Source organism: Candidatus Latescibacter sp. IFSED24, assembly GCF_058273205.1.
The window spans coordinates 254,170-275,698 of the sequence record NZ_CM177850.1 but is presented as its reverse complement, the minus strand read 5'-3'; the positions used below and the strand labels follow the sequence as shown (position 1 = coordinate 275,698).

Annotated in this window: 19 protein-coding genes; 8 read left to right on the top strand and 11 right to left on the bottom strand. The window is 70.7% G+C overall.

Going from position 1 to position 21,529, the window contains the following annotated elements:
• The first annotated feature begins 10 nt into the window (after nucleotides 1-10).
• A complete protein-coding gene (locus tag IFSED24_RS01060) occupies nucleotides 11-1,009 on the top strand; it encodes an isoaspartyl peptidase/L-asparaginase (RefSeq protein WP_491333377.1) in 999 nt (332 codons plus the stop codon).
• Here IFSED24_RS01060 and IFSED24_RS01055 read toward each other — a convergent pair.
• The gene (locus IFSED24_RS01055) at nucleotides 1,006-1,539 is read right to left on the bottom strand and encodes a DUF456 family protein (protein ID WP_491333376.1); all 534 of its coding nucleotides are present in this window, start codon (nucleotides 1,537-1,539) and stop codon (nucleotides 1,006-1,008) included. The two genes, IFSED24_RS01060 and IFSED24_RS01055, sit on opposite strands and share 4 nt — an antisense overlap.
• Nucleotides 1,540-1,561: 22 nt before the next feature.
• A complete protein-coding gene (locus IFSED24_RS01050; RefSeq protein ID WP_491333375.1) occupies nucleotides 1,562-2,206 on the bottom strand; it encodes a DUF1684 domain-containing protein in 645 nt (214 codons plus the stop codon).
• A 134-nt stretch (nucleotides 2,207-2,340) separates the two neighbouring features.
• Here IFSED24_RS01050 and IFSED24_RS01045 point away from each other — a divergent pair, with 134 nt between their 5' ends.
• Entirely contained in the window at nucleotides 2,341-4,137 is a 1,797-nt protein-coding gene (locus tag IFSED24_RS01045) for a hypothetical protein (protein ID WP_491333374.1), read from the top strand.
• Complete coding sequence (locus IFSED24_RS01040; RefSeq protein WP_491333373.1) at nucleotides 4,134-5,240, top strand: mechanosensitive ion channel family protein; 1,107 nt, start codon at nucleotides 4,134-4,136, stop codon at nucleotides 5,238-5,240. Before IFSED24_RS01045 ends, IFSED24_RS01040 begins: the two co-directional genes overlap by 4 nt.
• Nucleotides 5,241-5,292: 52 nt before the next feature.
• On the opposite strand, the gene IFSED24_RS01035 is transcribed toward IFSED24_RS01040, so the two are convergent.
• Entirely contained in the window at nucleotides 5,293-5,673 is a 381-nt protein-coding gene (locus tag IFSED24_RS01035) for a NifB/NifX family molybdenum-iron cluster-binding protein (RefSeq protein WP_491333372.1), read from the bottom strand.
• Nucleotides 5,670-5,969, bottom strand: coding sequence for a DUF134 domain-containing protein (locus tag IFSED24_RS01030; RefSeq protein WP_491333371.1), 300 nt, complete (start codon nucleotides 5,967-5,969; stop codon nucleotides 5,670-5,672). Before IFSED24_RS01030 ends, IFSED24_RS01035 begins: the two co-directional genes overlap by 4 nt.
• Nucleotides 5,970-6,150: 181 nt before the next feature.
• Between IFSED24_RS01030 and IFSED24_RS01025 the strand changes: the two genes are divergently transcribed.
• Both IFSED24_RS01025 and IFSED24_RS01020 read left to right on the top strand, forming a co-directional pair.
• Nucleotides 6,151-6,957: a hypothetical protein gene (locus IFSED24_RS01025; protein WP_491333370.1), complete on the top strand. Its 807-nt coding sequence runs from the start codon at nucleotides 6,151-6,153 to the stop codon at nucleotides 6,955-6,957.
• A gap of 129 nt (nucleotides 6,958-7,086) precedes the next feature.
• Nucleotides 7,087-7,590 carry a DinB family protein gene (locus tag IFSED24_RS01020; RefSeq protein WP_491333369.1) on the top strand — a complete coding sequence of 168 codons (504 nt, stop codon included), beginning with the start codon at nucleotides 7,087-7,089 and terminating at the stop codon, nucleotides 7,588-7,590.
• Nucleotides 7,591-7,593: 3 nt separating this feature from the next.
• On the opposite strand, the gene IFSED24_RS01015 is transcribed toward IFSED24_RS01020, so the two are convergent.
• The 4 genes from IFSED24_RS01015 to IFSED24_RS01000 are packed head-to-tail and all read right to left on the bottom strand — an operon-like array spanning nucleotide 7,594 to nucleotide 12,707.
• Entirely contained in the window at nucleotides 7,594-8,514 is a 921-nt protein-coding gene (locus tag IFSED24_RS01015; protein ID WP_491333368.1) for a DMT family transporter, read from the bottom strand.
• A complete protein-coding gene (locus tag IFSED24_RS01010; protein WP_491333367.1) occupies nucleotides 8,511-9,020 on the bottom strand; it encodes a pyridoxamine 5'-phosphate oxidase family protein in 510 nt (169 codons plus the stop codon). The genes IFSED24_RS01015 and IFSED24_RS01010 overlap by 4 nt, the downstream gene beginning before the upstream one ends.
• Entirely contained in the window at nucleotides 9,017-10,906 is a 1,890-nt protein-coding gene (locus IFSED24_RS01005; RefSeq protein WP_491333366.1) for an alpha-amylase family glycosyl hydrolase, read from the bottom strand. The genes IFSED24_RS01010 and IFSED24_RS01005 overlap by 4 nt, the downstream gene beginning before the upstream one ends.
• A gap of 13 nt (nucleotides 10,907-10,919) precedes the next feature.
• Entirely contained in the window at nucleotides 10,920-12,707 is a 1,788-nt protein-coding gene (locus IFSED24_RS01000; RefSeq protein WP_491333365.1) for an aminopeptidase P family protein, read from the bottom strand.
• A 178-nt stretch (nucleotides 12,708-12,885) separates the two neighbouring features.
• On the opposite strand from IFSED24_RS01000, the gene IFSED24_RS00995 reads away from it, so the two are divergent.
• From IFSED24_RS00995 to IFSED24_RS00985, 3 genes are all read left to right on the top strand, one after another.
• The gene (locus IFSED24_RS00995) at nucleotides 12,886-14,868 is read left to right on the top strand and encodes a FlgD immunoglobulin-like domain containing protein (protein ID WP_491333364.1); all 1,983 of its coding nucleotides are present in this window, start codon (nucleotides 12,886-12,888) and stop codon (nucleotides 14,866-14,868) included.
• 100 nt (nucleotides 14,869-14,968) lie between these two features.
• Complete coding sequence (locus tag IFSED24_RS00990; RefSeq protein ID WP_491333363.1) at nucleotides 14,969-16,366, top strand: sulfatase; 1,398 nt, start codon at nucleotides 14,969-14,971, stop codon at nucleotides 16,364-16,366.
• Nucleotides 16,367-16,394: 28 nt separating this feature from the next.
• Nucleotides 16,395-18,446 carry a tetratricopeptide repeat protein gene (locus tag IFSED24_RS00985; RefSeq protein WP_491333362.1) on the top strand — a complete coding sequence of 684 codons (2,052 nt, stop codon included), beginning with the start codon at nucleotides 16,395-16,397 and terminating at the stop codon, nucleotides 18,444-18,446.
• A gap of 94 nt (nucleotides 18,447-18,540) precedes the next feature.
• On the opposite strand, the gene IFSED24_RS00980 is transcribed toward IFSED24_RS00985, so the two are convergent.
• The 3 genes from IFSED24_RS00980 to IFSED24_RS00970 are packed head-to-tail and all read right to left on the bottom strand — an operon-like array spanning nucleotide 18,541 to nucleotide 21,427.
• Entirely contained in the window at nucleotides 18,541-20,001 is a 1,461-nt protein-coding gene (locus tag IFSED24_RS00980) for a sodium/proline symporter (protein ID WP_491333361.1), read from the bottom strand.
• Nucleotides 19,998-20,123: a hypothetical protein gene (locus tag IFSED24_RS00975; RefSeq protein ID WP_491333360.1), complete on the bottom strand. Its 126-nt coding sequence runs from the start codon at nucleotides 20,121-20,123 to the stop codon at nucleotides 19,998-20,000. The genes IFSED24_RS00980 and IFSED24_RS00975 overlap by 4 nt, the downstream gene beginning before the upstream one ends.
• Before the next feature lie 38 nt (nucleotides 20,124-20,161).
• A complete protein-coding gene (locus IFSED24_RS00970) occupies nucleotides 20,162-21,427 on the bottom strand; it encodes a hypothetical protein (RefSeq protein ID WP_491333359.1) in 1,266 nt (421 codons plus the stop codon).
• Nucleotides 21,428-21,529 lie beyond the last annotated feature (102 nt).

Here is a 21,529-nt window from a genome sequence, read left to right as displayed (position 1 = left end):
GAGGTCCCCCATGCCCCGCCTGATCCTCTGCATCCTCATCCTGTTCCTGCCGGCGGCGACCCTGGCATCCACTCCGCCGACCCTCGCGTCGGGCCCCGTGGACGGGCTCGTGGTGGTCACCCATGGCGGCGTGGGCTCGCCGCCGGAGTGGTCGGACGACTGCCAGCGCGCCGCCGTGGCCGGCGCCTCGGGCCTGGGCTCGCCGCTGGATGCGGCCTGCGCCGCGGTGGTGGCCCTGGAGGACATCTGCCGCTTCAACGCCGGCACCGGGGCCAACGTCCGGCTCGACGGCCGGACCGTCCAGATGGATGCGGCGGTCATGACCGGCGACGGCGACTTCGCCGCGGTCGCCGCGCTCGAGCGCGTGCGCAATCCGGTGCTGGTGGCGCGCGAGGTCCTGACCACGCCGCACCGCCTGCTGGCGGGCGACGGCGCCACCCGCTTCGCCCACGCCCGCGGATTCGCCGACGAGGTGCCCCTCTGCGACGAGGCGCTGGCCAAGTACCGCCGGCGCGTGGCGAAGCTGCTGGCCGGCGAGGCCGGCGGCGGCTACGACACCTTTGACTGGCGCGCCGCCTGGAACTATCCCTCGCCGCCGCCGGCTGCCGCACCCGAGTCCGGCAGCGAGGATCGCACCCCGGGAGACACCGTGGGCGCGGTCTGCCGCGGCCGCGACGGGAGCTTCGCCGCGGCGCTGTCCACCGGCGGCACCAGCATCACGCTCTACGGTCGCGTGGGCGACGTGCCCATCTACGGCTGCGGCTGCTACGCGGGCCCGGCCGGCGCGGTGGCCTGCACCGGCTTCGGCGAGGAGATCATCCGCCACGCCATGGCCCGCCTGGTGTACGACCGCATGGCCGCGGGCGCCACGGCGCGCGAGGCGGTTCTGGCCGGTTGTGCGGTCTTCGGTGAAGAGTGGTCGCTGGGGTTGATCGCCGTGGGCGCCGGCGACTGGGCGGTGGCGGCCAACCGGGACATGGCCTGGGGACAGGCCGGAAGCCAGCCCTAACCGGCCGGATACGTGGCCTGTAGGATCAGGAAGATCATGATCAGGCCCACCGCGTGCTTGAAGACGATGGCCAGGATACGGCCCACGAAGGCGTGGCTGCCGATGCGCAGGCTGGGCTCGAGGCGGCGCTGGCCGTAGTACTCGCCCAGCACGCAGCCAAGGAACGCGCCGAGGAAGCTCCCGATCACCGCACCGATCACGGGCACGACCCCGTTGCCGAGGAACGCCCCGGCCAGGCCGCCCGCGAAGCCGCCGAAGGTACCCAGGCCGCTGGCGCCCTTCTTGAGCACGTAGAAATTGCCCAGCACGAACTCCACCAGCTCGCCCAGGAGCGCCAGGCCCAGCAGCACCCCCAGCAGCGGCCAGCCGATGGGGTCGAAGCCGGTGACCAGGGCATGGATCAGCGCCAGGCCGATCAGGATGAAGTTGCCGCCGAGACCGAGGTAGACCAGGAGCGACGTCACGAGCAGGAGCACGGCCCAGACCACGTACCAGGTCCAGCCGCCGATGGCCTGCAGGATCTCGCTCACCTCGGCTCCTTCGCGGTCATGGTCAGTGTCCCGTGCCGGCGAGCAGCTTCTCGCCAGCCTCCACCCCGATCGGCAAGGTGTTGCTCGCCGGGGGCAGGGTGCAGTTCCAGCGCGGGTCGCCGTAGGCGCAGAGCGGGTTGTAGGCCTTGTTGAAGTCCACCTCGACCGTGCCGTCATCCGCCAACTCGAGATCGAGGTAGCGGCCGCCGGAGTAGGTGGTCTCGCCGTTGGTCCGGTCGTAGAACGGCAGGAAGAGGTAGTCCTGGCCGGGGTCGGTGGGACCGAACACCGCCAGCTCGCAATCCTGGTCGCCGTGGCGGAAACGCAGCTTGCCGCGCACCGCGTAGGTCACGTCCTCGCCCTTGGCCTTGCTCAGGCTGACCGTCTCGTCGCCCGCGGTCTCGGCCAGGGTCAGGCGATAGCGGAAGGATTCCTCGGGGAAGTAGTAGTCCAGCCCCTCGAAGCCCTCGCGGACCGCCGCCGGTAGCGGGCTCTGCGCCGGGTCCATGAAGGCCTCGTTCTTCTCGATGCGCCATTCCACCAGCGCGATCTCCCAGCGCTCGGTCTCGGCGGCATCCATGGCCATGGGGCCCGGGGCCGGCTCACTGCTACAGCCGGTCAGGACCAGCATCGCCAGCACCATCATCGACAGGACTCTTTGCTGCATGGACCAGTACCTCGTCGGCGCCCGGGCGAACGGGCCGTTGGGTTAGAGTTTGCATCGCCGGGACCATGGCCTAACATGGTCGGCGGCCGGCGGAGGCCGCCGGCCGGATCACGAGATCGACCAGGATGACAGTCATGGATGATAACAAAATTCCCGGCGAGCCTGCAGTCAAAATGTCCCCGGCCCCGGTCGACGCCGTCCTGACCCCGGCCGTGGCGGCCGCCACGGTGGGCCTGATGGCTGTCCTGGCGCGCCTGCCGGCGCTGGGCGCCTGGTGGAACCAGGACGACTGGGGACTCCTGGGCCGGGCGGCCGGATTGGTCCCCGCAGCGCAGGTGCCGGTCCGCTGGCTCTCCCAGTCCCTCTACTGGGACGTGCTGTGGCCACTGGCCGGTCTCGACCCCGTACCGTATGCCTGGACCCGGCTCCTCCTGCACGCCGCCGCCGCCGCCGGCCTGGTCCGCCTCGCCGCCCGTCTCGGGCTGACCCCGCTGCAGGGCTGGCTGGCGGGCCTGGTGCTGGCCGCGTCGCCGCTGGCGTTCCTCCCGCTCTACTGGGCGGCCGGGGTCCAGGATCTGCTGGCGGTGGTCCTGGCGGTCTGGGCGCTGGAGCGCTGGCTCGCCCGCGGCCGCTTCGCTCCGCTCCTCGCCACCCTGCTCGCCGTGGGCGCCCTCGCCGCCAAGGAGACGGTGGTGGGGCTGCCGATCCTGCTGGCGGCCTTGCTGCTCCTCGATCCCCGGCGGCGGCACAACCGTCTCGCCTGGAGTCTCGTGATCTTTTTGCTGCTGGTGGCGGCCACGGCCAGCGTGCTGGCCCTGCGGCATTTCGACACCGCCGCCCTCGACCCCTACGCCCTGGGCGACCCGGCGAGCGCCCTCAACCACCTTCTCGTCTACGGCTGGTGGCTCCTGCTGCCGGGCCCCGTCTTCCCGCCCGACCCCGGCCTGGCCCAGTTCCTGGCCGGAGGCTGCGTCTGGCTGGCCTGGAGCGGCTGGAGCGTCCACCAGTGGCGGGCTGGCCGCAAGGTGCCGGCCTTCGCGCTGCTCGGCGCCCTGGTCACCCTGGCGCCGCTCTTGCCCCTGCGCCAGCATCTGGCGCCCGACCTGGCCTATCCCGTCGAACCCTTCGGCTGCCTGGCGCTGGCCAGCCTGATACCCGGCCGCTGGCAGCTGCGCCAGGCGCTGGTGGTCTTGCTCTGCGTGGGCGCCGTGCTCTGGGGCTTCCTGGGCATGCGCGCGCGGCTGGGGCTGCGCGCCGGCGATGGCCTGCCCGCCGACCCGCTGGTCCGCCGCACCGCGGTGAGCTGGTCGGTCTGCCAGCGTCTGCCGGGGCTGCCCCTGAACGACGACGGGCTGGTGATCGTCCAGCCGCCGCTGCTGCTGGAGACCGCCACCAGCGCCGCGGAACTGGGCGAGCGCTGGGTCACCGGTTCGCTCCTCTACCACAGCCTGGGCGGCGCCCTCGGCCCCCGCCTCGCACTCGACGAGCGCAGGCCCGTGATCTGGGCCAACGGTCTGCGCGAGACGCCGGCCGACGCGTTCGTGATCCTCGACGCCGGCGGCGACTTCAAGCCCTGGGGTCCGACACGGCAGGCGCTCCTCTACCAGGCGCTCACCGACGTCGGCCTGGGCCTCTATCCGCGCGCACAGAAGCACCTGCTGCGCGCCGGCCTGCTGGGCGGCGAGACCCTGGTCTTCGGCTACGACCCCTCCCTCCTGCCGGTCCCCCTGGAGCAGATCCTCGGGCACAAGGAGGGCTTCATCGACTACCTGGCCGCCAGCCGGCGCCAGGGCCGTCCGCTTCACGAGATCGCCGGTCTGCAGGAGAACTTCTTCAGCCTGCTGAGCATCTGCACCGGCCTGGATGTTGACACCCTCAAGCAACCCGGCCCCGATGCTCCCGCAGCCCCGGGGCCCGAGGAGGACCGGTGAACGAATTGCACGCCTTCCTGGACGGGGCCGTGGGCCCCTTCACCTGGGGCCAGCTGCTCTCGGCCCTCGGCATCGTCCTGGCCGCCTACATCCTGCGCACCCTGGTCAATCGCTGGATCGCCCGGCGCCTGGTGGCATTGGCCGACCGCACGGAGACCGCGAGCGACGACCTCGCCGCACGCGCGCTGATCATGCCGCTGGGCTGGGTCCTGCCGCTGCTGGGGATCTACCTCGCCTTCCGCATCCTGGCCACCGATTATCCCGACCTGATCGACCTCGCCGCCAAGGTCTTCCTGGTGGCCATGACCCTGGTGGTGACCTGGACCGTGTTCAAGTTCATCGACGCCTGGGCCATCTTCGCCCTCGAGCGTAGCGGCAGCACCGCGTCGCCCATCGACGACTCGCTGGTGCCGACCCTGCGCAAGGCGCTGAAGGTCTTCGTGGCGGTGGTGGTCTTCGTGGTGGTGGTCCAGAACCTGGGCTACTCGGTGAGCGGGCTGCTGGGGGCCCTGGGCGTGGGCGGCCTGGCCATGGCGCTGGCCGCCAAGGACACCCTGGCCAACCTCTTCGGCGGGGTCACCATCCTCATCGACCGTCCCTTCAAGGTTGGCGACTGGATCACGCTCTCGGGCGCCGACGGCGTGGTCGAGGAGATCGGCCTGCGCTCCACGCGCATCCGCACCTTCGCCAAGACGCTGGTGTCGATCCCCAACTCGGTGCTGGCCAACGCCACGGTGGAGAACCATTCGCTCATGCCCAAACGGCGGATAAAGATGTCCGTCGGCGTGACTTACGACACCTCCGGCGACCAGATGCGCGAGGCGGTGCGGCGCATCGAGCAGATGCTCCACGACAACCCGGACATCCACCAGGAATTCCTCATGGTGAAGTTCACCGCGTTCGGCGCGAGCAGCCTGGACATCCTGGTCTACTGCTTCTCGGTGACCACCGACTGGGTCCAGCACCTGCAGGTGCGCCAGGACGTGCAGCTGTCCATCATGGATATCCTGGAGGATCTGGGGCTGGCGATCGCCTTCCCCACGCAGACGGTGCACCTGGCCGGCGGCGAGCCCGACACGGTGATCGCCTCGCCGCAGGCCTGACGGTCGCGGGGCCGGTCACCGTGGTGGCCGGCCCCATGAGACGCGCGAGCGCTCAGTGGCTGCAGTCGTTCCCGTGGCTGTGCCCGCTACAGGCACCTTCCTGCGACAGCTCCAGGAGCTCGCCGCGCTGGTGGGCGGCCAGCGCGTCGGCCACCGTGCCGCCGACCATCCGGTAGACTTTCATCCCGGCCTCGTTGAGCAGCATGACGGCCCGGCGTCCCATGCCGCCGGTGACCACGGCGTCCACGTTCAGGGCGGCCAGTTCCACCACCGGCTGGCACTGCCCGTGGGCATGCTGGCTGGCGTCGATTGCCACCGAACGCACGTCGCCGCTCTCGGTGTCGCAGATGGTGAAGTAGGCCGCGTTGCCGAAGTGGCCGTGCAGCGGCTCGATCAGTCCGGCATCGCCCATGGTGGGCAGGCAGAGCTTCATGATTCGTCCCTCTCTGGTTCGTCGCGTATCACCAGCGCCTGCCGGTGCAGCAGGGCGCCGATCACCTTCTTGCGGCCACGCTTGAGCAACCGCTGGACCGTACCGCGCGAGACGCCCATGGCCATCCCCGCGGCCTCCTGGTCGTGATCTTCGAGGTCGCAGAGCCGCAGGGCCTCGAACTCGTCGAGCCCGAGGCGGACCTCCTCCAGTTCGTCGAAGGGCACGGCGCGCGGCTTGAAGACGCGGCCACCGTGTCCCAGCTCGCGACAGCAGCGTTTCTTGCGACAGCGTGGCATGCAAGCCTCCCATGTGCATATGCACAAGATGGTATCAGAGGGACGACCGGACAAGCATAATCCGACGGCGATACCGTCGTCATCAATTTCAGTTGTGATTCTCGGAGACCGTCGGCGACCAATACCCTAATCATTGCATAGCAAAATGCTCTGCTTTTACCCGCGCTCAAGGAGAATCGCCATGATGTTCCTGCCTCGATACAAGCGCCTCGCCTCGCTGCTTCCCGTGGCCCTCGTGATCCTCGGCCTCGGCCTCGCCGGCTGTGGCGGCGACGATGACGACGACAGCAACCCGGCCAGCCCCGGCACCACCGAATTCGACCAGGGGATCGCCCAGGCCCAGGCCCAGGTGGCCGCCCCCATGGCCATCGCCATGGTGCAGAACCTGCCGCTGTTCAGCCAGGGCTTCGGCGGCAAGGCCCAGGACGACAAGGACTACGACTACACCTTCGGCTGGAATGCCGAGACCGAGCAATGGGAAGCCCACGCCACTTACGACGACGAGGGCTACGACTTCGACTTTCTGTACGCCGTCCAGTACCGCGACGCCCTGGGCGAACCGCAGCAGGCGGCCGCCGGTGCGGTCAGCATGCGCTACCTCGAGGACGGCACCGCCGACTACAGCTACAGCGGCGACGGCACCTCGGTGGTGATTCACCAGGAGTACGACAGCAACGTCTCCGTCACGGGACTCCAGCTGGAGACCATGCTGATGAACGGGTCGGGCGGGTACCTCATGGAATACGACGTCGAAAACGGCGGCCAGCAGTACTCCGCCGACCTGGAGGCCCGCTGGGAGACCCTGGGACTCGGCATCGCCATCACCCCGGGCAGCTGTCCGGTGGGCGCGCTCCGATACGACTTCCCGCCCTTCCACGTCATCGTCGAGTTCGATGGATCCAGCACCGTCACCTTCACCATGTACGACGCCAACGATACCGTGATCCCCGGCGGCTCGGGTACCGAGACCATCAGCTGCGGCAGCTGAGTGGTGCCCGCGACCCTGGAAAAGGCCCCCTGCTCCGGGGGGCCCTTTCGTATTTGTTTCGCCATCGTGCATGTCGTAGATTGGAGAGCCTACGACCCCCAGCCCACCACCAGCCCGAGAGGTTCGCCCATGTATCACACGATGGCTGAATTCCAGGCCGACTACGCCCAGCTCACCGAGGGTACCGCCAAGCTCCTGGACCTGCTCACCGACCGCACCCTGGACCAGGCCGTGACCCCCGGCCACCGCACCATCGGCCAGCTGTCCTGGCACCTGGTGACCACCGTGCCGGAGATGGTCCAGCGCACGGGCCTGCCCCTGTCCTCGCTCGACCCCCACGCCCCGCCCCCGGCCGCGGCCGTCACCATCGCCACCGCCTACCGCACCGTCACCGCCGAACTGGTGGCCGCGCTGGGCGAGCACTGGACCGACGCCGACCTGGCCAAGGTGGACGAGATGTACGGCCAGCAGTGGCCTCGGGGCCTGACCCTCACCGCGCTGGTCCACCACGAGATCCACCACCGCGGCCAGCTCACCGTGCTGATGCGCCAGGCGGGCATCCGCGTGCCCGGACTCTATGGGCCGGCCAAGGAGGAGTGGGGCGAATACGGGATGGAAGCGCCGCCGTACTAGCGATCAGCGCAGGAAGAGGATGGCCCCGCCGGCCACGGCGATGACCACCCCGACCACCGCCACCGGCGACGGCCGATCGCGATACACCAGCCAGGCCGGGCCCAGGACGAAGATCGGCACCGCGCCGAGCAGCACCTGGGCCACGCCGGCCTCGGCGTAGCGGATGGCCAGGATCGAGATGTAGACCGAGACGTAGGGACCGAGGAAGGTGGCCGCGCCCAGGCTCAAGGTCCCCCGGCGGTCGCGCAGGGGGCGCAGGAGCGCGCGCAGGTCGTGGCGCGGCACCACGCAGAGCCAGTAGGCCGCCCAGGCGAAGACCATGCGCACGAAGGTGGCCGACAGCGGGTGTACCTCCACGGCGCCGCCCGCCATGCCGATCTTCACGAACGCCGAACCGAGACCCTGGCCCGCCGCCGCCACCAGGGCCAGGAGGTAGCCGCGGCGCAGGAGGGCGCGGTCGGGATGGGCGAACTGGCCGCCGCCGGGATCCTTGCCCGTCACCGCGAGCATCACGCCGCCCATGACCACCGCGATGCCCACCATGGCCTGCAGGTCGAGGGACTCGCCCAGGACGAGCCAAGCCACTACCACGGTGAACACCGGGGCCGAGGCCATGGCCAGCATGCCGCGGCGCGGTCCGATGAGGGTGAACGCGCGGAAGAGTGCGCTGTCGCCGATGGCCAGGCCCACGATGCCGCTGGCGCCGATCCACAGGATGCTGGCGAGCGGCGCCTCGGGCCAGAGCTTGCCGAAGAGGACCAGGTGCGTGGTCCCGAGCAGGATCACCGCGCCCAGGAGCCGCAGGAGGTTGAGCGTGGTCACGCCCAGGCGCTGCCCGGCGGTGGTGAAGAAGACCGAGGTCCAGGCGAAGATCAACGCGGCGAGCACGCCCATGATCTCGCCGAAGTGGGGCGTGCTGGTCACGCGCCGGACTCCTTCTCCTGGTGCTCCTTGGCGGTGAGCCGATCGACGGTGACGCACCAGACCATGGTCTGCTCGAGCATCTTGTCGGGATAGCGCCACTGGTCGCGGCCGGCGTGGTGGCGCATGAGCATGTCGAGGCCGTGGCGCGCCTCGTCGCGGTCGGCGGCGATGCGCGCCTCGCCCCAGGCCATGACCGACCGGTAGGCCAGGGTCCAGGCGCAGGCCGTCCGGGGATGGGTGACCAGCCGGGTGTCGGTCTCGAGCTGGACGCAGACCCGGGGTCGCGCCGCGATCAGCCCGACCTTGCGGCCGGCGGTGGCCGAGTGGAACCAGAACCGTCCCCAGGGCGCCGGAGCCCCCTCCCAGCCGAAGCTCACCGGCAGCACGTAGGGCTCGCCGTCGTCCACGAAACCGACCCGGCAGATGTTGGTCGACCGGATCAGGACGGCGATCTGGTCCGGATCGCTGACGGCCCGCTCGCCGCGACGCATCCCGCGTTCGCTCATGCTTCCGCCTCCGGTCGCAGCAGTCGCACGCTGCGCGGTGGCAGGGTCAGGCTGAGGCGCCCCTCGCGCACCACGCCGCCGGTGTCCGAGAGGAGATCGCCGACCTCGCCGTCGGGCCAGCCCAGCGCAGCCACCGGCAGGGTGACGCTGCGGCGTCGGCCCGCCCGGTTCAACACGGCCAGGCGCAAGTCGCGGCCCAGGATCCGGACGAACGCGAACACGTCGCCCTGCGCGTGCAGCACCACCACCCCGCCCTTGCCCAGCACCGGATCGCGGCGCCGCAGGTCGATGAGCGCGCGGTGCCAGGCCAGCAGCTCCTGATTCCAGCTCCGCGGGTCCCAGCTCATGGCGCGCCGGTTCTCGGGATCGCGCCCTCCCTCCTGGCCGACCTCGTCGCCGTAATAGACGCAGGGCACGCCGGGCCAGGTCAGCAGCAGGAACACAGCGAGCCGTGCCAGGTCGACCTCGCCGTCGAGCAGGCTCAGGAAACGCGGCGTGTCGTGGCTGCCCAGCTGCAGGAACTGGGCCTGGGCCAGGGCGAAGGGGATGCGCGCCCGCGTCTCCAGCAGGGCCTCGGCCAGGTGCTCGGCGCCGCCGTCGTCGACGGCGCCGAGCGGCACGTCCGGGGCGCCCTTGGGCACCTGGAGCTCGCGTCCCGTGAGCCACCGCAGCACGGGATAGTAGAACCCCTGGTAGGCCTGGACGCCGTCGAGCTGGTCACCCTGGAGCTGGGCCGTCGCATCGAAGAAGTTCTCGCCCAGAAGATAAGCCTCGGCGCGGGTCTCCTTGACCGCCTGGCGGAGCTCGCGCAGGACCTCGGCGTTGAGCTGCACGTCACCGCAGCGGCCGAGCATGTTGCCCACGTCGAGGCGCCAGCCGTCGATGGCGTAGGGCGGCCGGAGCCAGCGGCGGACCACGCTCCGCGGCCCGCCGTAGATCTCCTGGCGCAGGTTGCGGCTACGGTAGTCGAGCTTGACCAGTTCCTTGATGCCGAGCCAGCACTCGTAGCGGTCGGGATGGCGGTGGAAGTAGAAGAACTCGGCGAACGGCGAGTCGCGGTCCTGCCAGGCGCCGGGCTCGGCGAAGGCCCGGCGGCGGTTGAACCAGCGGTGGCCCGCGCCGACGTGGTTGAACACGCCGTCGAGGATGATGCGTAGGCCGGCTTCGTGGAGATCGCGGCACAGCGCGGCCAGGTCCTGGGCCGACCCCAGGCGCGGGTCGACGGCGTGGTAGTCCCAGGTGTCGTAGCGGTGGTAGGTGCCGGCGAGGAAGATGGGCGTGAGGTAGAGCGCGCCCACACCCAGCTCGCGCAGATGATCGAGCCGGCCGCGGATCCCGCGGAGGTTGCCGCCCATGAACGCCTGGTCGCCGCCGTCGCGGTAGCCTGGCTGCGCCTGGCCCCAGGCCAGCTCGACGTTGGCGCGGGGCAGCGGCAAGCCGGCGGCGGCCGCGCGCTGGGCCGCGGACTGTTCGCTGTCGGCGCGGGCGAACCGATCGGGAAAGATCTGGTAGAAGGTGGTGCCGGCGAGCCAGGCCGGGGGCGGTTCCTGGAGGTGGACGAAGTCGGCGTCGTCCAGCGGCGGAGCCGGGTGCAGGCCGCGCTGGTTCAGGTGCCAGAGCCGCCCCTCGTGGTCCTGCAGCACGAAGCGGTAGGGAAGGTGCGGGCCACGGAGCGTGACCGCACCTTCCCAGCGCTCACCGCGACCATCGGCGATCCGGCGCATCTCGCGGTACTCGGCCTCGCCGTCGGGGTGGCAGCGCAGCCAGGCCGCGCGCAGCCCCGACGACCCGGCCACCCGGAACGTGGCCCGCAGGCGACGGCGTCCGCCCCGTGTCTCCACGGTGGCGTAGTGCTCGGTGCCGTCGCTGTAGGGGCGCACATGCATATGGTCGGCGGGCTCAGACGGCCCGCGTGGCCTGGCGCAGCCAGCTCCGGTGTGCCGCGTCGAGATGCGGGCTCAGCTCCTTGAAGACGCGCTTGTGGTAGCTGTTGAGCCATACCCGCTGGTCGGCGGTCAGGAGCTTGGGCTCGACGAGGGAGAGGTCGAAAGGGCAGAGCGTGATGGTGTCGAACCGCAGCCAGTCGCGATCGGCGGTGCTCAGCTTCTCGTCCTTGACCACGAAGGCCAGGTTCTCGCAGCGGATGCCGAACTTGCCGTCCTCGTAGTAACCCGGCTCGATGGAGAACAGGTTGCCCGCGACCACCGGCGGGGTGTCCAGGTCCTTGAGCGAGTGCGGCCCCTCGTGCACGCCGAGGTACTGGCCCACGCCGTGGCCGGTGCCGTGGTTGTAGTCGAGGCCGGCGAGCCAGAGCTGACGGCGCGCCGAGATCTCGATGCGGCGGCCGGTGGTGCCGGCGGGGAAGGGGGTCATGGTGCAGTCGATGGTGCCGGTTAGCACGCGGGTGAAGCACTCCTTCATCCGCTTCGACGGCGCGCTCAGCGCCACGGTGCGCGTGATGTCGGTGGTGCCGTCGGGATACTGGCCGCCGCTGTCGATGAGGTACAGGCCGCGCGGCTTGAGCTTGGCGTTGCTCTTCTCGTCGGCCGAGTAGTGGATGATCGACCCGTTGCCGGCGTAGCCGCTGATGGTGTCGAAGCTCAGGTCCCGGAACTCGCGGGCCTCGGCGCGGAACGCGCGCAGCTGTTCGGCGGCCGAGATCTCGGTCACGCCGCCCCGGGGCACCGCCTCCGCGAGCCACTTCAGGAACTTGACCATGGCCACGCCGTCGCGCACGTGGGCGGCCTGGAAGCCCGCCACCTGCTTCTCGTTCTTCACGGCCTTCATGGCCATGACCGGCGAGGGCGCCAGGTGGCAGGGGCAGCCCTTGAGCTGGTTGACCACCCAGCGGTTGGTGGTGGCAGGGTCGAGCCAGATCGTGGGCTTCTTCTTGACGGCGGCCAGCGCCTTGAGGTCGGGCCCGACCTGCTTGTATTCCTTGATGACGCAGTGCTTGGCGAGCTGCTTGAGAACCTGGTCGGTGACCTTGCGCGGATCGACGTAGAGCGTGCAACCCTTCTGGGTGAGCACCACGTAGGCGATGGCCACGGGCGTGTAGAGGATGTCCTGGCTGCGGATGTTGAGCAGCCAGGCCACGGCGTCGAGCGCGCCGATCACGTGGACCGTGCAGCCCTCGTCGGCCATGGCGGCGCGGACCCGCTTGAGCTTGGACGCCACGGTCTCCCCCGCGAACTTGGTCGGGTGCACCTCCAGCGGCGCCAGCGAGGCCTCGGGACGGTCGGTCCAGATCTGCGAGACCAGATTGCGGGCGATGTACTTGACCTTGATCCCGCGCGGCGCCAGCTCGCGCTCGAAGCGCTCGGCCTGCGCCATGGACATGACGCCGGGATCCACGCCCACCGCCTCGCCCTTCTTGAGCTGCGCGGCGATCCAGCCGGTCATGCTCGGCGTCTCGGGCCGTCCCATCTTCATGAGCTCGATGCCGCTGCCCTCCAGCTCGAGCGAGGCCTGGTAGAAGTAGCGGCCGTCGGTCCAGAGCCCGGCCTGGCGGCGCCCCACCAGCAGTTCGCCCGCCGAGCCGGTGAAGCCGCTCAGCCAGGCGCGGTGTTTCCAGCTCTCGGGCAGGTACTCGCTCATGTGGGGATCGGCGCTGGGGACGTAGTAGGCGGCGACCTGGTTCTTCTTCATCAGGTCGCGCAGGGCCTTGAGCTTCTGCGGCGTGGTCATCGCATCCTCCGGGGCATGATGGTTCGCGTCGTCATCGCGCGCGGCATCATAGCACCGGGCCGGAGGATCGCCAAGGGTCGACGGGGCGGCCGACGTGGCCGCCTTGAGTCGCCATGGTCATCTCTGCTAGAATGCCATGGTCCTCCTCCCCTGCCCACCCTCTCCGGAGGCACCCGTCATGCGATTCCTGCTATCGATCCTGCTGGTCGCCTGGGCGGCCTCGCTCGCGACAGCCCAAGCGCCCACCGTGCTCTGGCAGTTCCAGGGCATCGAGAACATCTGCACCCTGGCCACGCTGCCCGACGCCGACGGCGACGGCGTCCCGGACGTGGTGGTGGAGACCTACGACGCCGGCGCCGACGGCGACCACCTCTACCTGCTGTCGGGCGCTAGCGAGGGCACGGCCCAGGTGCTCTGGTCGATCCGTCCCGAGAGCGGCGCCAGCAATGGCGGCGGCTACGGCGACGAGTGCGTCGCGGTGTGCGACGACCTCTCGGGCGACGGTTTTCCCGACGTGCTGCTTGGCACCGCCTGGGGCAACCGCTCGGTCCACGCGGTCGACGGCCTGGCGGGCACCGTGCTCTGGACCTTCGACACCTACCAGGAGCCCGACTCGGGCTGGATCTACTGCGTACGCCCGCTGGCCGACCGCACCGGCGACGGCCTCCCCGAGGTGGTCTTCGGCGCGGGCAGCGACAACGACCGCGGCTACCTCCTGGACGGCGCCGACGGCTCGGTGATCTGGCGCTTCATCCAGAGCGGCGACGCGCTGGGCTATACCCTGCCGCTGCCCGACGTGAACGACGACGGCATCCAGGACGTCCTGTTCTGCGGCTGGGACAACGAGGACCGCGTGTTCTGCGTCTCGGGCGCGGGCAGCGGCGCAGCCTCGCTGATCTGGTCGCACGACAACGGCGCCAGCAACCACTGCGCCACGCTGATCGACGACGTGGACGGCGACGGCATCGCCGACGTGGTGGTCGGCACCTGGCAGGCCGCGAACCAGGTGGTCTGCCTCAGCGGCGCCGACGGCCATCAGCTCTGGAGCTTCCACAACGGCTCCTACAACTACATCATGCGTCTGGTGACCGTGGACGACCTCGACGGCGACGGCCTGCGCGACGTGGCCGTGGGCTCGTTCGGCCGCGGTCTGCCCGTGGTCAGCGCGGCCGACGGCACCGCCATCTGGACCTCTTACGCCGGCACGCTCAACGGCGGCGACTTCTGGGCGGTGGACACCGTGGGGGACCTCGACGGCGACGGCCTCGGCGAGGTGATCGGCGGCTCGTTCGACTACCAGATCTACCTCTTCGCCGGCGCCGACGGCGACACGCTCTGGACCTACGACACCGGCAACCGCCTCTACACCGTGCGCGGGGCGGCCGACCTCTCCGGCAACGGCGCGGCCGACGTGCTCGGCGGCACCCAGTACCTCAGCAGCGGCGGCCGGACCTACGCGCTGGAGGGCGACGACCAGGTGACCGGCGTCCCGGACCTGCCTACCGCCAGCGGACTCGCACGGCTCACCGGCGGCGGGGTCGCGCTGCGCTGGCATTGCTCCGACCCCGTTCCCTGCGTGGTCGACCGTGTGCGCGACGACGGCGCCAAGCAGGCCGCACGGCGGCGGGCACTGGCCGAGGCCTTCGCCCGCGGCGAGCGGACCACGCGCGAGGTGCTGGACGCGATCCGCACCGAGAAGGGCCAGGCCCTCGAGCGCTTGACCGAAACGCCGTTGATGCCCGAGGAAGCGGCCGGCGGCGGCTGGGCTTACCGGTTCGACGATCCCGCGGTCGGCCAGAGCTACCGCATCTCGGCCGTCCTCGCCGACGGCAGCGAGCACCTGCTGCTGGCCCTGGCGCCCGCGGCGACGGAGACTCCGCAGCCGCTCCTGCAGTCGGCCTCGGTGGCGCCCAACCCGTTCAACCCGCGCGCCGAGATCCGCTTCCGCCTCGACCGCGCGGCCACGGTCTCGGCCACGATCCTGGACGCCCGCGGCCGGCGCGTGGCGGCCATCGCACCGGCACCCTTCACCGCCGGCGCGGGCGTGCTGCGCTGGGACGGCACCGGCCTGGACGGTCGCGCGCTGTCCGCCGGGATCTACATGGTGCACCTCGAGGCCGGCGGCGAATCGCGCACCCTCAAGGCGGCGCTGGTCCGCTGACCGCGCCTACACACCGGGCGCCGGCTGATGTATATTGCAGCCGGCGCCCTTTTTCCGGCGTCCCACTGCCGCCAAGCCGCCTCACCGGAAGGTACGTGCCATGGCCCTGGCCACCCGTCTGACCGCCGCGCTGCTCGCCCTCTGCGTCCTGTCCTCGTGCGGCGGCGGCGACCAGGCCGGCAGCGATCTGCCGCCCCCCGACCTCAACGTGGTCCTCATCGTGGTCGACACCATGGGCGCGCGCTACCTCGGCTGCCAGACGCCCGGCCTCACCAACAGCCCGGTGATCGACCGCCTCGCCGCCGAGGGCGCCCAGTTCACGCGCACCTACTCCACCGCGCCGTGGACCCAGCCCGCCGTGGCCTCGCTCATGACCTCGCGCGCGCCGTCGGTCCACGGGGTCCGCCGCATCTTCGACGGCCTGGACCGCCGCTGGCAGACCCTGGCCGAGCACTTGAAGGGCCGCGGCTACCGCACCGCCGGCGTGATCAGCCACTTCGTCATCGGCGACGAGTTCGGCTTCGGCCAGGGCTTCGACCACTACGACGACTCTCCCGTGGGCAACCACCGCGCCGTGACCTCGCACAAGGTCACCGACCAGGCCATCGCCAGCGTGGACCGCCTCGGCGACGCCCCGTTCTTCCTCTTCGTCCACTACTTCGATCCCCACTGGTACTTCAATCACCACCCCGACTTCGACCAGACCGGCGACTACCGCGGCGACCTCCTGCCCGGCATGGAGATCGGCGAGCTGCGCGCCCGGCGCGACCGGCTCACCGCCGCCGACGTCGCCTACCTCGAGGGCCTCTACCGCGAGGAGATCGCCTACACCGACCACCACATCGGTCGGCTCCTGGACCACCTCCGTGCACGCGGCCTCGCCGAGAACACCCTGATCATCGTCACCGCCGACCACGGCGAGGAATTCATGCAGCACGGCTGGATCGGCCATACCGCCACGCTCCACGACGAGCTGATCCAGGTGCCCCTGATCTTCCATGCCCCGGGCCGCATCGCCCCGCGCCGGATCGACACCCCCGTGAGCATCCTCGACATCACGCCCACGATCCTCGACCTCGTGGGCCGCCCCGCCGCCGATCCCGACTGGCAGGGCGCCTCCCTCGCCACCACCCTCGCCACGGGCGCCATGCCGCCGGTCCGCCCGCTCTTCGCCGAGGTCTCCTATGTCTCGCCATCGGGCTGGCCCTCGGGCGACGGTCACGTCAAGCGTTACTTCAAGACAGCCATCGTCCAGGACCAGCAGAAGCTGATCCACGACCACCTCACCGGCACCTGGTCGTATTACGACCTCGCCGCCGACCCCCTCGAGGCCGCCGACCGCTGGGATCCCGACGACCCCGCCCAGCGCGCCCTCCTCGACCAGCTCCACGCCTGGGACCTGGCCCACACCGCCGCCTGGCCCGAGGAGATGCAGCAGCAAGCCGACCTCGACGCCGAGGCGGTCAAGAGGCTACGCTCGCTGGGCTATGTCCACTGAACCCGCGACCGATGAGAGGAACCGCCCCATGAAGCCCAGGGATCCGGCGATCATGTTCGTGAGCGTCACCGCGCTGGCGCTGATCCTGCGCGTGATCCAGGTGCTCCTGATGTCCGACGCCACGGTGAACCCGCACTGGCTGCGCCCAGTGCAGGACGCCGCGGTCCTCGACGCCATGGCGCGCGGCCTCTCCACCGGCGCCTGGCCCGGCGACGCCCCGTTCTTCACCGCGCCGCTCTACCCGCTGGTCCTCGGCGTGCTCTACGCCGTGCTGGGCACCGCGCCGCTGCCGGTGCTGCTGGTCCAGGCGCTGATCTCGGCGCTGGGCGCCGGCCTGGCCGCGCTGGCGGCCCGCCGCCTCTGGGGCGCGCGCGCCGGCTGGCTCGCGGGCATCCTCTACGCCACGCTCTGGACGAGCATCTTCTTCGCCGCCGAGTTGCTCGCCGTGAGCCTGACCGCCACCCTGCTCATGCTCCTGCTCTGGCTGCTGTTGCGCCTGGACCACGCCCCCGAAGCGCCGCCGGCCGGCCGGTCGCTCGTGATCTGCGGCGTGGTGTGGGGTCTGGCCGTGGTGGCGCGCCCGACCCTGCTGGTGCTGGCACCCGCGGTCATCTGGTACCTGTGGCGATATCGCGGACTGGGGCGGCGGCCGCTGCCCTGGCTGCTGCTCGCGGTCGGGCTCGTGCTGCCGATCCTGCCGGTGACCCTCCACAACGTGGTCCGCGGCGGCGACACGGTTCTCATCGCCACGTCGGGCGGCCCCAACTTCTACGCCGGCAACAACGCCGAGGCCGACGGCGCCACCGTGATCATCCCCGGCATCCCGCCCACGCGCCAGAGCATGGCCGAGAACCTGCAGCGGCTGGCCGAGCGCGAGACCGGCCGCTCGCTGCGCCCGAGCCAGGTCGACCGCTGGTTCCTGGGCCAGGGGCTCGGCTTCTGGTTGCACGAGCCGGGCCAGGCGCTCCGCCTGCAGCTGACCAAGCTGCGCTTTCTGGTGGCCATGCACGAGCGGTCGAATAACAAGAACCTGTATTTCTGGCGCGATCGTTCGCTGCTCTTGAAGTGGCCCATCTGGCCCGGCATGGTGGTGCTCTTGCCGCTGGCGGTGCTGGGCTTGTGGCGTCGCGACCTCGACCCCGGTGCGCGGGCCCTCCTGCTCGGCTCGGTGGCGCTCTTCGCGGCGGTGCTCCTGCTCTTCTTCGTCAACGGCCGCTTCCGCCTGCCGCTCCTGGCCATGATGACCATCCCGGCCGCCGGCGGACTGGAACAGGCCTGGCTCGCCTGGCGCGCCCGTAACCGGGAGATGTCCGGCAACGCGCTGCTCGTGGCGTCGGTGCTGCTGGTGGCCTCGGTCCTGCCCGATCTGGCCACCTACAAGCCCGGCGACACCTACGCCGACCCCAACATCTGGTACGCGCTGGGCAACAGCTACCTCGCCGCCGGCGACGACAACAACGCCCGCCACGCCTTCAACAACGCGGTCGCCCGGTATCGCGCCAACCCGCAGGCGGCGCAGCCGGGTCTGGAGGAATCGCTCTTCGTCACCTTCGGCGACCTGCTCTCGCGCCGGCACCTGACCCACGAAGCGCTGCAGCTCTACGCCGGCTGGGTCCAGACCAACCCGCGCACCGTGGAGGGACGGGTGCGCCTCGGCGACGCGCTGCTCGAGGCCGGACGCCGCGACGAGGCCGCCCGGCAGTTCGCCCAGGTCCAGCGGCTGGATCCCGAGAACGTGGGTGCGCGCATCGGCCTGGCCTGGATCGCCTATTACCGGGGCGACTGGACCGCCGCCCACGCCGCGTTCGAGGAGGCGCACCGCCGCGAACCCAACGCCCACGCGCTCTTCGGCGCGGGGCTGTCGCTCATCCAGCTCCAGCGCTTCGACGAGGCCGAGCGCGCCTTCCGCGAGGTCCTGGTGCTGGATCCCGACTACTGGCAGGCCTGGGGCAACCTGGCGGGGATCTACGAGCAACAGGGGGAAGTGGCGAAGGCCACCGAGGCGTACCGGCACGTGCTTGAACAGAATCCGCGGGACGAGCGGGCGCAGGCGTGGATGCGGAAGTACGGGAGTCCGTGAGCGGGCGGGCGCCGCTGCCGATTAAAACAAAGCCCCGGCACGATGCGGCCGGGGCTTCCTTATCGTCGATCGCCCCTGCAATGTCCCCGAGAGGCTAGACTTTCTCACCCCACGCCTTCGCCACGCACTCCCGCGGCGCCGGCCTGCCCACCAGCGTCCCCACCAGGATCACCACCAGCCCCACCGCGGTCCCCACCACGAACCCGTGCACCCCGGCCAGCGCCGGCGGCAAGGCCGGCAGCCCCAGCTTGGGCCACGCCTGCCAGACGAGCGCCGCCGTGACGCCGGCGATCATGCTCGCCAGGGTCGCCCGCGCGCTGGTGCGCTTCCAGTAGACCCCGAAGAGCAGCGGCCAGAGGTTGGTCGAGGCGATCACCGCCCAGGAGAACGCCGTGAGCACCAGCACCAGCGCCGGCGGCTTGAGCGCGATCAGCAGCGAGATCACGCCCACCGCCAGGCTCATCAGGCGGTTGGCCCGCAGCTCCGCGGCGGGCGACAGCGTGCGGCCCAGGCCCTGGATCCACACGTCGCGCACCATGGAGCTGGAGATGATGATCAGGACGCCCGCGAAGGTGCTCATGCCCGCGGCGACCACGCCGGCCAGGAAGAGCGCGCCGCCCCAGTCGTTGAGCACCAGCGCCGTGAGCGCGGGGATGGCCTGGTCGGCGCTGTCGAGCTCGGGCACGAGGACGCGGGCCACCGCGCCGGTGAGGTAGGGCAACAGCGCGATGCTCGCCCCCAGGGTCACGATCACCGTGCCCAGGCGGAGCATCCTGTCGTTCTTGATCGAGTAGAAGCGGACGATGAGCTGGGGCATGCCCCAGGTGCCCAGCGACACGATGAGGGTGAACGAGATCAGGCCCGCCCAGCCCCAGGTGCCCGGGGTCTCGACCAGACCGGGGTCGATGCTGTTGAGCCGGGCGACCAGCTCGCCCATGCCACCCACGTGCTGCAGCGACATGAACGTGAGCAGGGTCAGGGCGGCGATCATGACCAGGGCCTGCACCATGGAGGTCCAGACCACGGCGAGGTAGCCGCCGACGGCGGTGTAGAAGAGGATCACCACGCCCGAGATCACCACGCCCGCCCAGTAGGGCAGGTCCATGAGCACCTCGAAGGCGTTGGCCATGCCCTTGAGCACCGACACGTTGTAGACGATCAGGAAGAGCCCGGTGACCGCGGCCGAGAAGATGCGCGTCGAGGGGCAGCCGTAGCGGCCGGCGAAGAAGCCGGGCAGCGTCATGGCGTCGAGGTTCTCGGTGAAGCGGCGGATGCGCCGGCCCAGGACGATCCACGCCAGGGTGGTGCCGATGAGCACGTTGCCCGCCCCCACCCAGAGGGTCGACAGGCCGAAGCGCCAGCCGAAGGCGCCGCCGCCGATGATCACCACGCTCGAGTAGTACGCCGCCACGAACGACAGCGCCGTCACCCAGGGGCCCACCGAGCGGCCGCCGATGGCGAAGTCACCCGCGCTCTTGCTGCGGCTGCTCATGATCATGCCGATGACCGCGAGCGAGCCCAGGTAGACGGTCAGGACCACGATGTAGATGGTCATCGGCGGTCCTCCTTCGTCTCGCGACGCTTGTCCCAGGCGGCCCAGACCAGGGCCAGCACGATGGTTCCCGCCAGCACCAGGAAGGCGCCGAAGGTGGACCAGGGCAATCCGAAGGGGGGCATGGCGATCCTCTCCTCAGGGTCGCGCGGTCAGGGCCCGGTCACAGCGACCAGACGACCTGCCAGCGCAGGAAATGCACGGTCTCGGTCAGGGGCGGCAGGCCGTGGCGGCCGTCGTGGAACGAACCGGGATCGAGCATTTCCCAGAGGAGATGCCCGGAGAGGCCGTGGCCGAGCGTGGCCTTCAGCTCGACCTGGGTCAGCAGGCCGCGCGCCTCCCACGAGGTGGACGGCGCCAGCAGGTAGTTGGCGTTCAGGCGCAGCGTGAGCTGGTCGTTCAGGGGGCGCGTGGCGGTCAGGCGCGGCGCGGCGATGTTCTCCCACGCCGCCACGTCCACGCGGCCGGGGGTGCTCTCGCCGATGAGCGTGTAGATGTACAGCTCGCTCCACCTGGGCCAGCGGCCCCAGGGCGTACGGAAGGGGCGCAGGTCGCCGCCACCGCCCGAGTAGTAGAAGCCGCCGCCCTCGACGGTCCAGCCGGCGCCGACCGCGTCCTCGAGGAACGCCTCGCCGGCCACAGCCCAGCCGCCGCCGGTGATGGGCTCCGGCGAGGTGGCCACGCGCACGTCGCCGTCCTGGTACTGGAGCGCCAGCTCGGCGTGCCACCGGCCCGTCTCGCCGAGGCCGCTCTCGTGTCGCAGCGAGCCGGTGACCGTGGTCAGGTCTGGCAGGACCTCGTCGGGGTCGTCCTCGCGCTTGTAGATCAGGGCGCCCGCCCAGCGCTCGCCGGCCAGGCGCAGCGCGACGCCGTTCTCGTCGGCGTCGGTGAGGCGGCGGTCGTCGTCGCCCGCGAGGACGATGCCGTCGCGCTTGGGGTTGTGGATCAGCGCCAGGTCGAGCTTGCCCAGAGGGGGCGTCGCCTCCAGGCGCACGGCGTTCTGGTAGATGCTGCGGCTGCCGTCGTAGGGGTGGCCCTCGAGCATGAGCAGGCCGCCGGGCCAGATGATGTCCTGGCGGCCAAAGGTGAGCCGCGTGGCCGGGTCGACCTGCCAGGCGTAGAAGGCGCGGTCGACGATCAGCTCGTCCCAGTCGAACGACTGGTCGGGCACGATATAGTGGCGATGCTCGTTGGCCAGGCGCACCTCGAAGCGGTGCGCGCCCGCGTCGAGCCGACCGCCGCCGCGGGTGCGCACGCGCAGCCAGTTGCGGTCGGGATCGGGGGCGGCGAAGTGGTAGACGCCGTCGAGGATCTCCTGGCGGACGCGCAGGTCCAGCAGCGGAGTGACGGTGACCTCGGCGGCGGCGGGACGCGGGGCGAGGCCGCCGAGGACGGTCAAGAGGGCGAGAACGGGCAGAACGCGGCGCATGGCCTTCCTTTCGCTGGCCACCAATAGTGGGCCAGCGAGAGGATCCAGGCAAGAAGCGAACGGGCCGTATCAACGACCCGTTCGCGGCGGAGCATGGCGGAT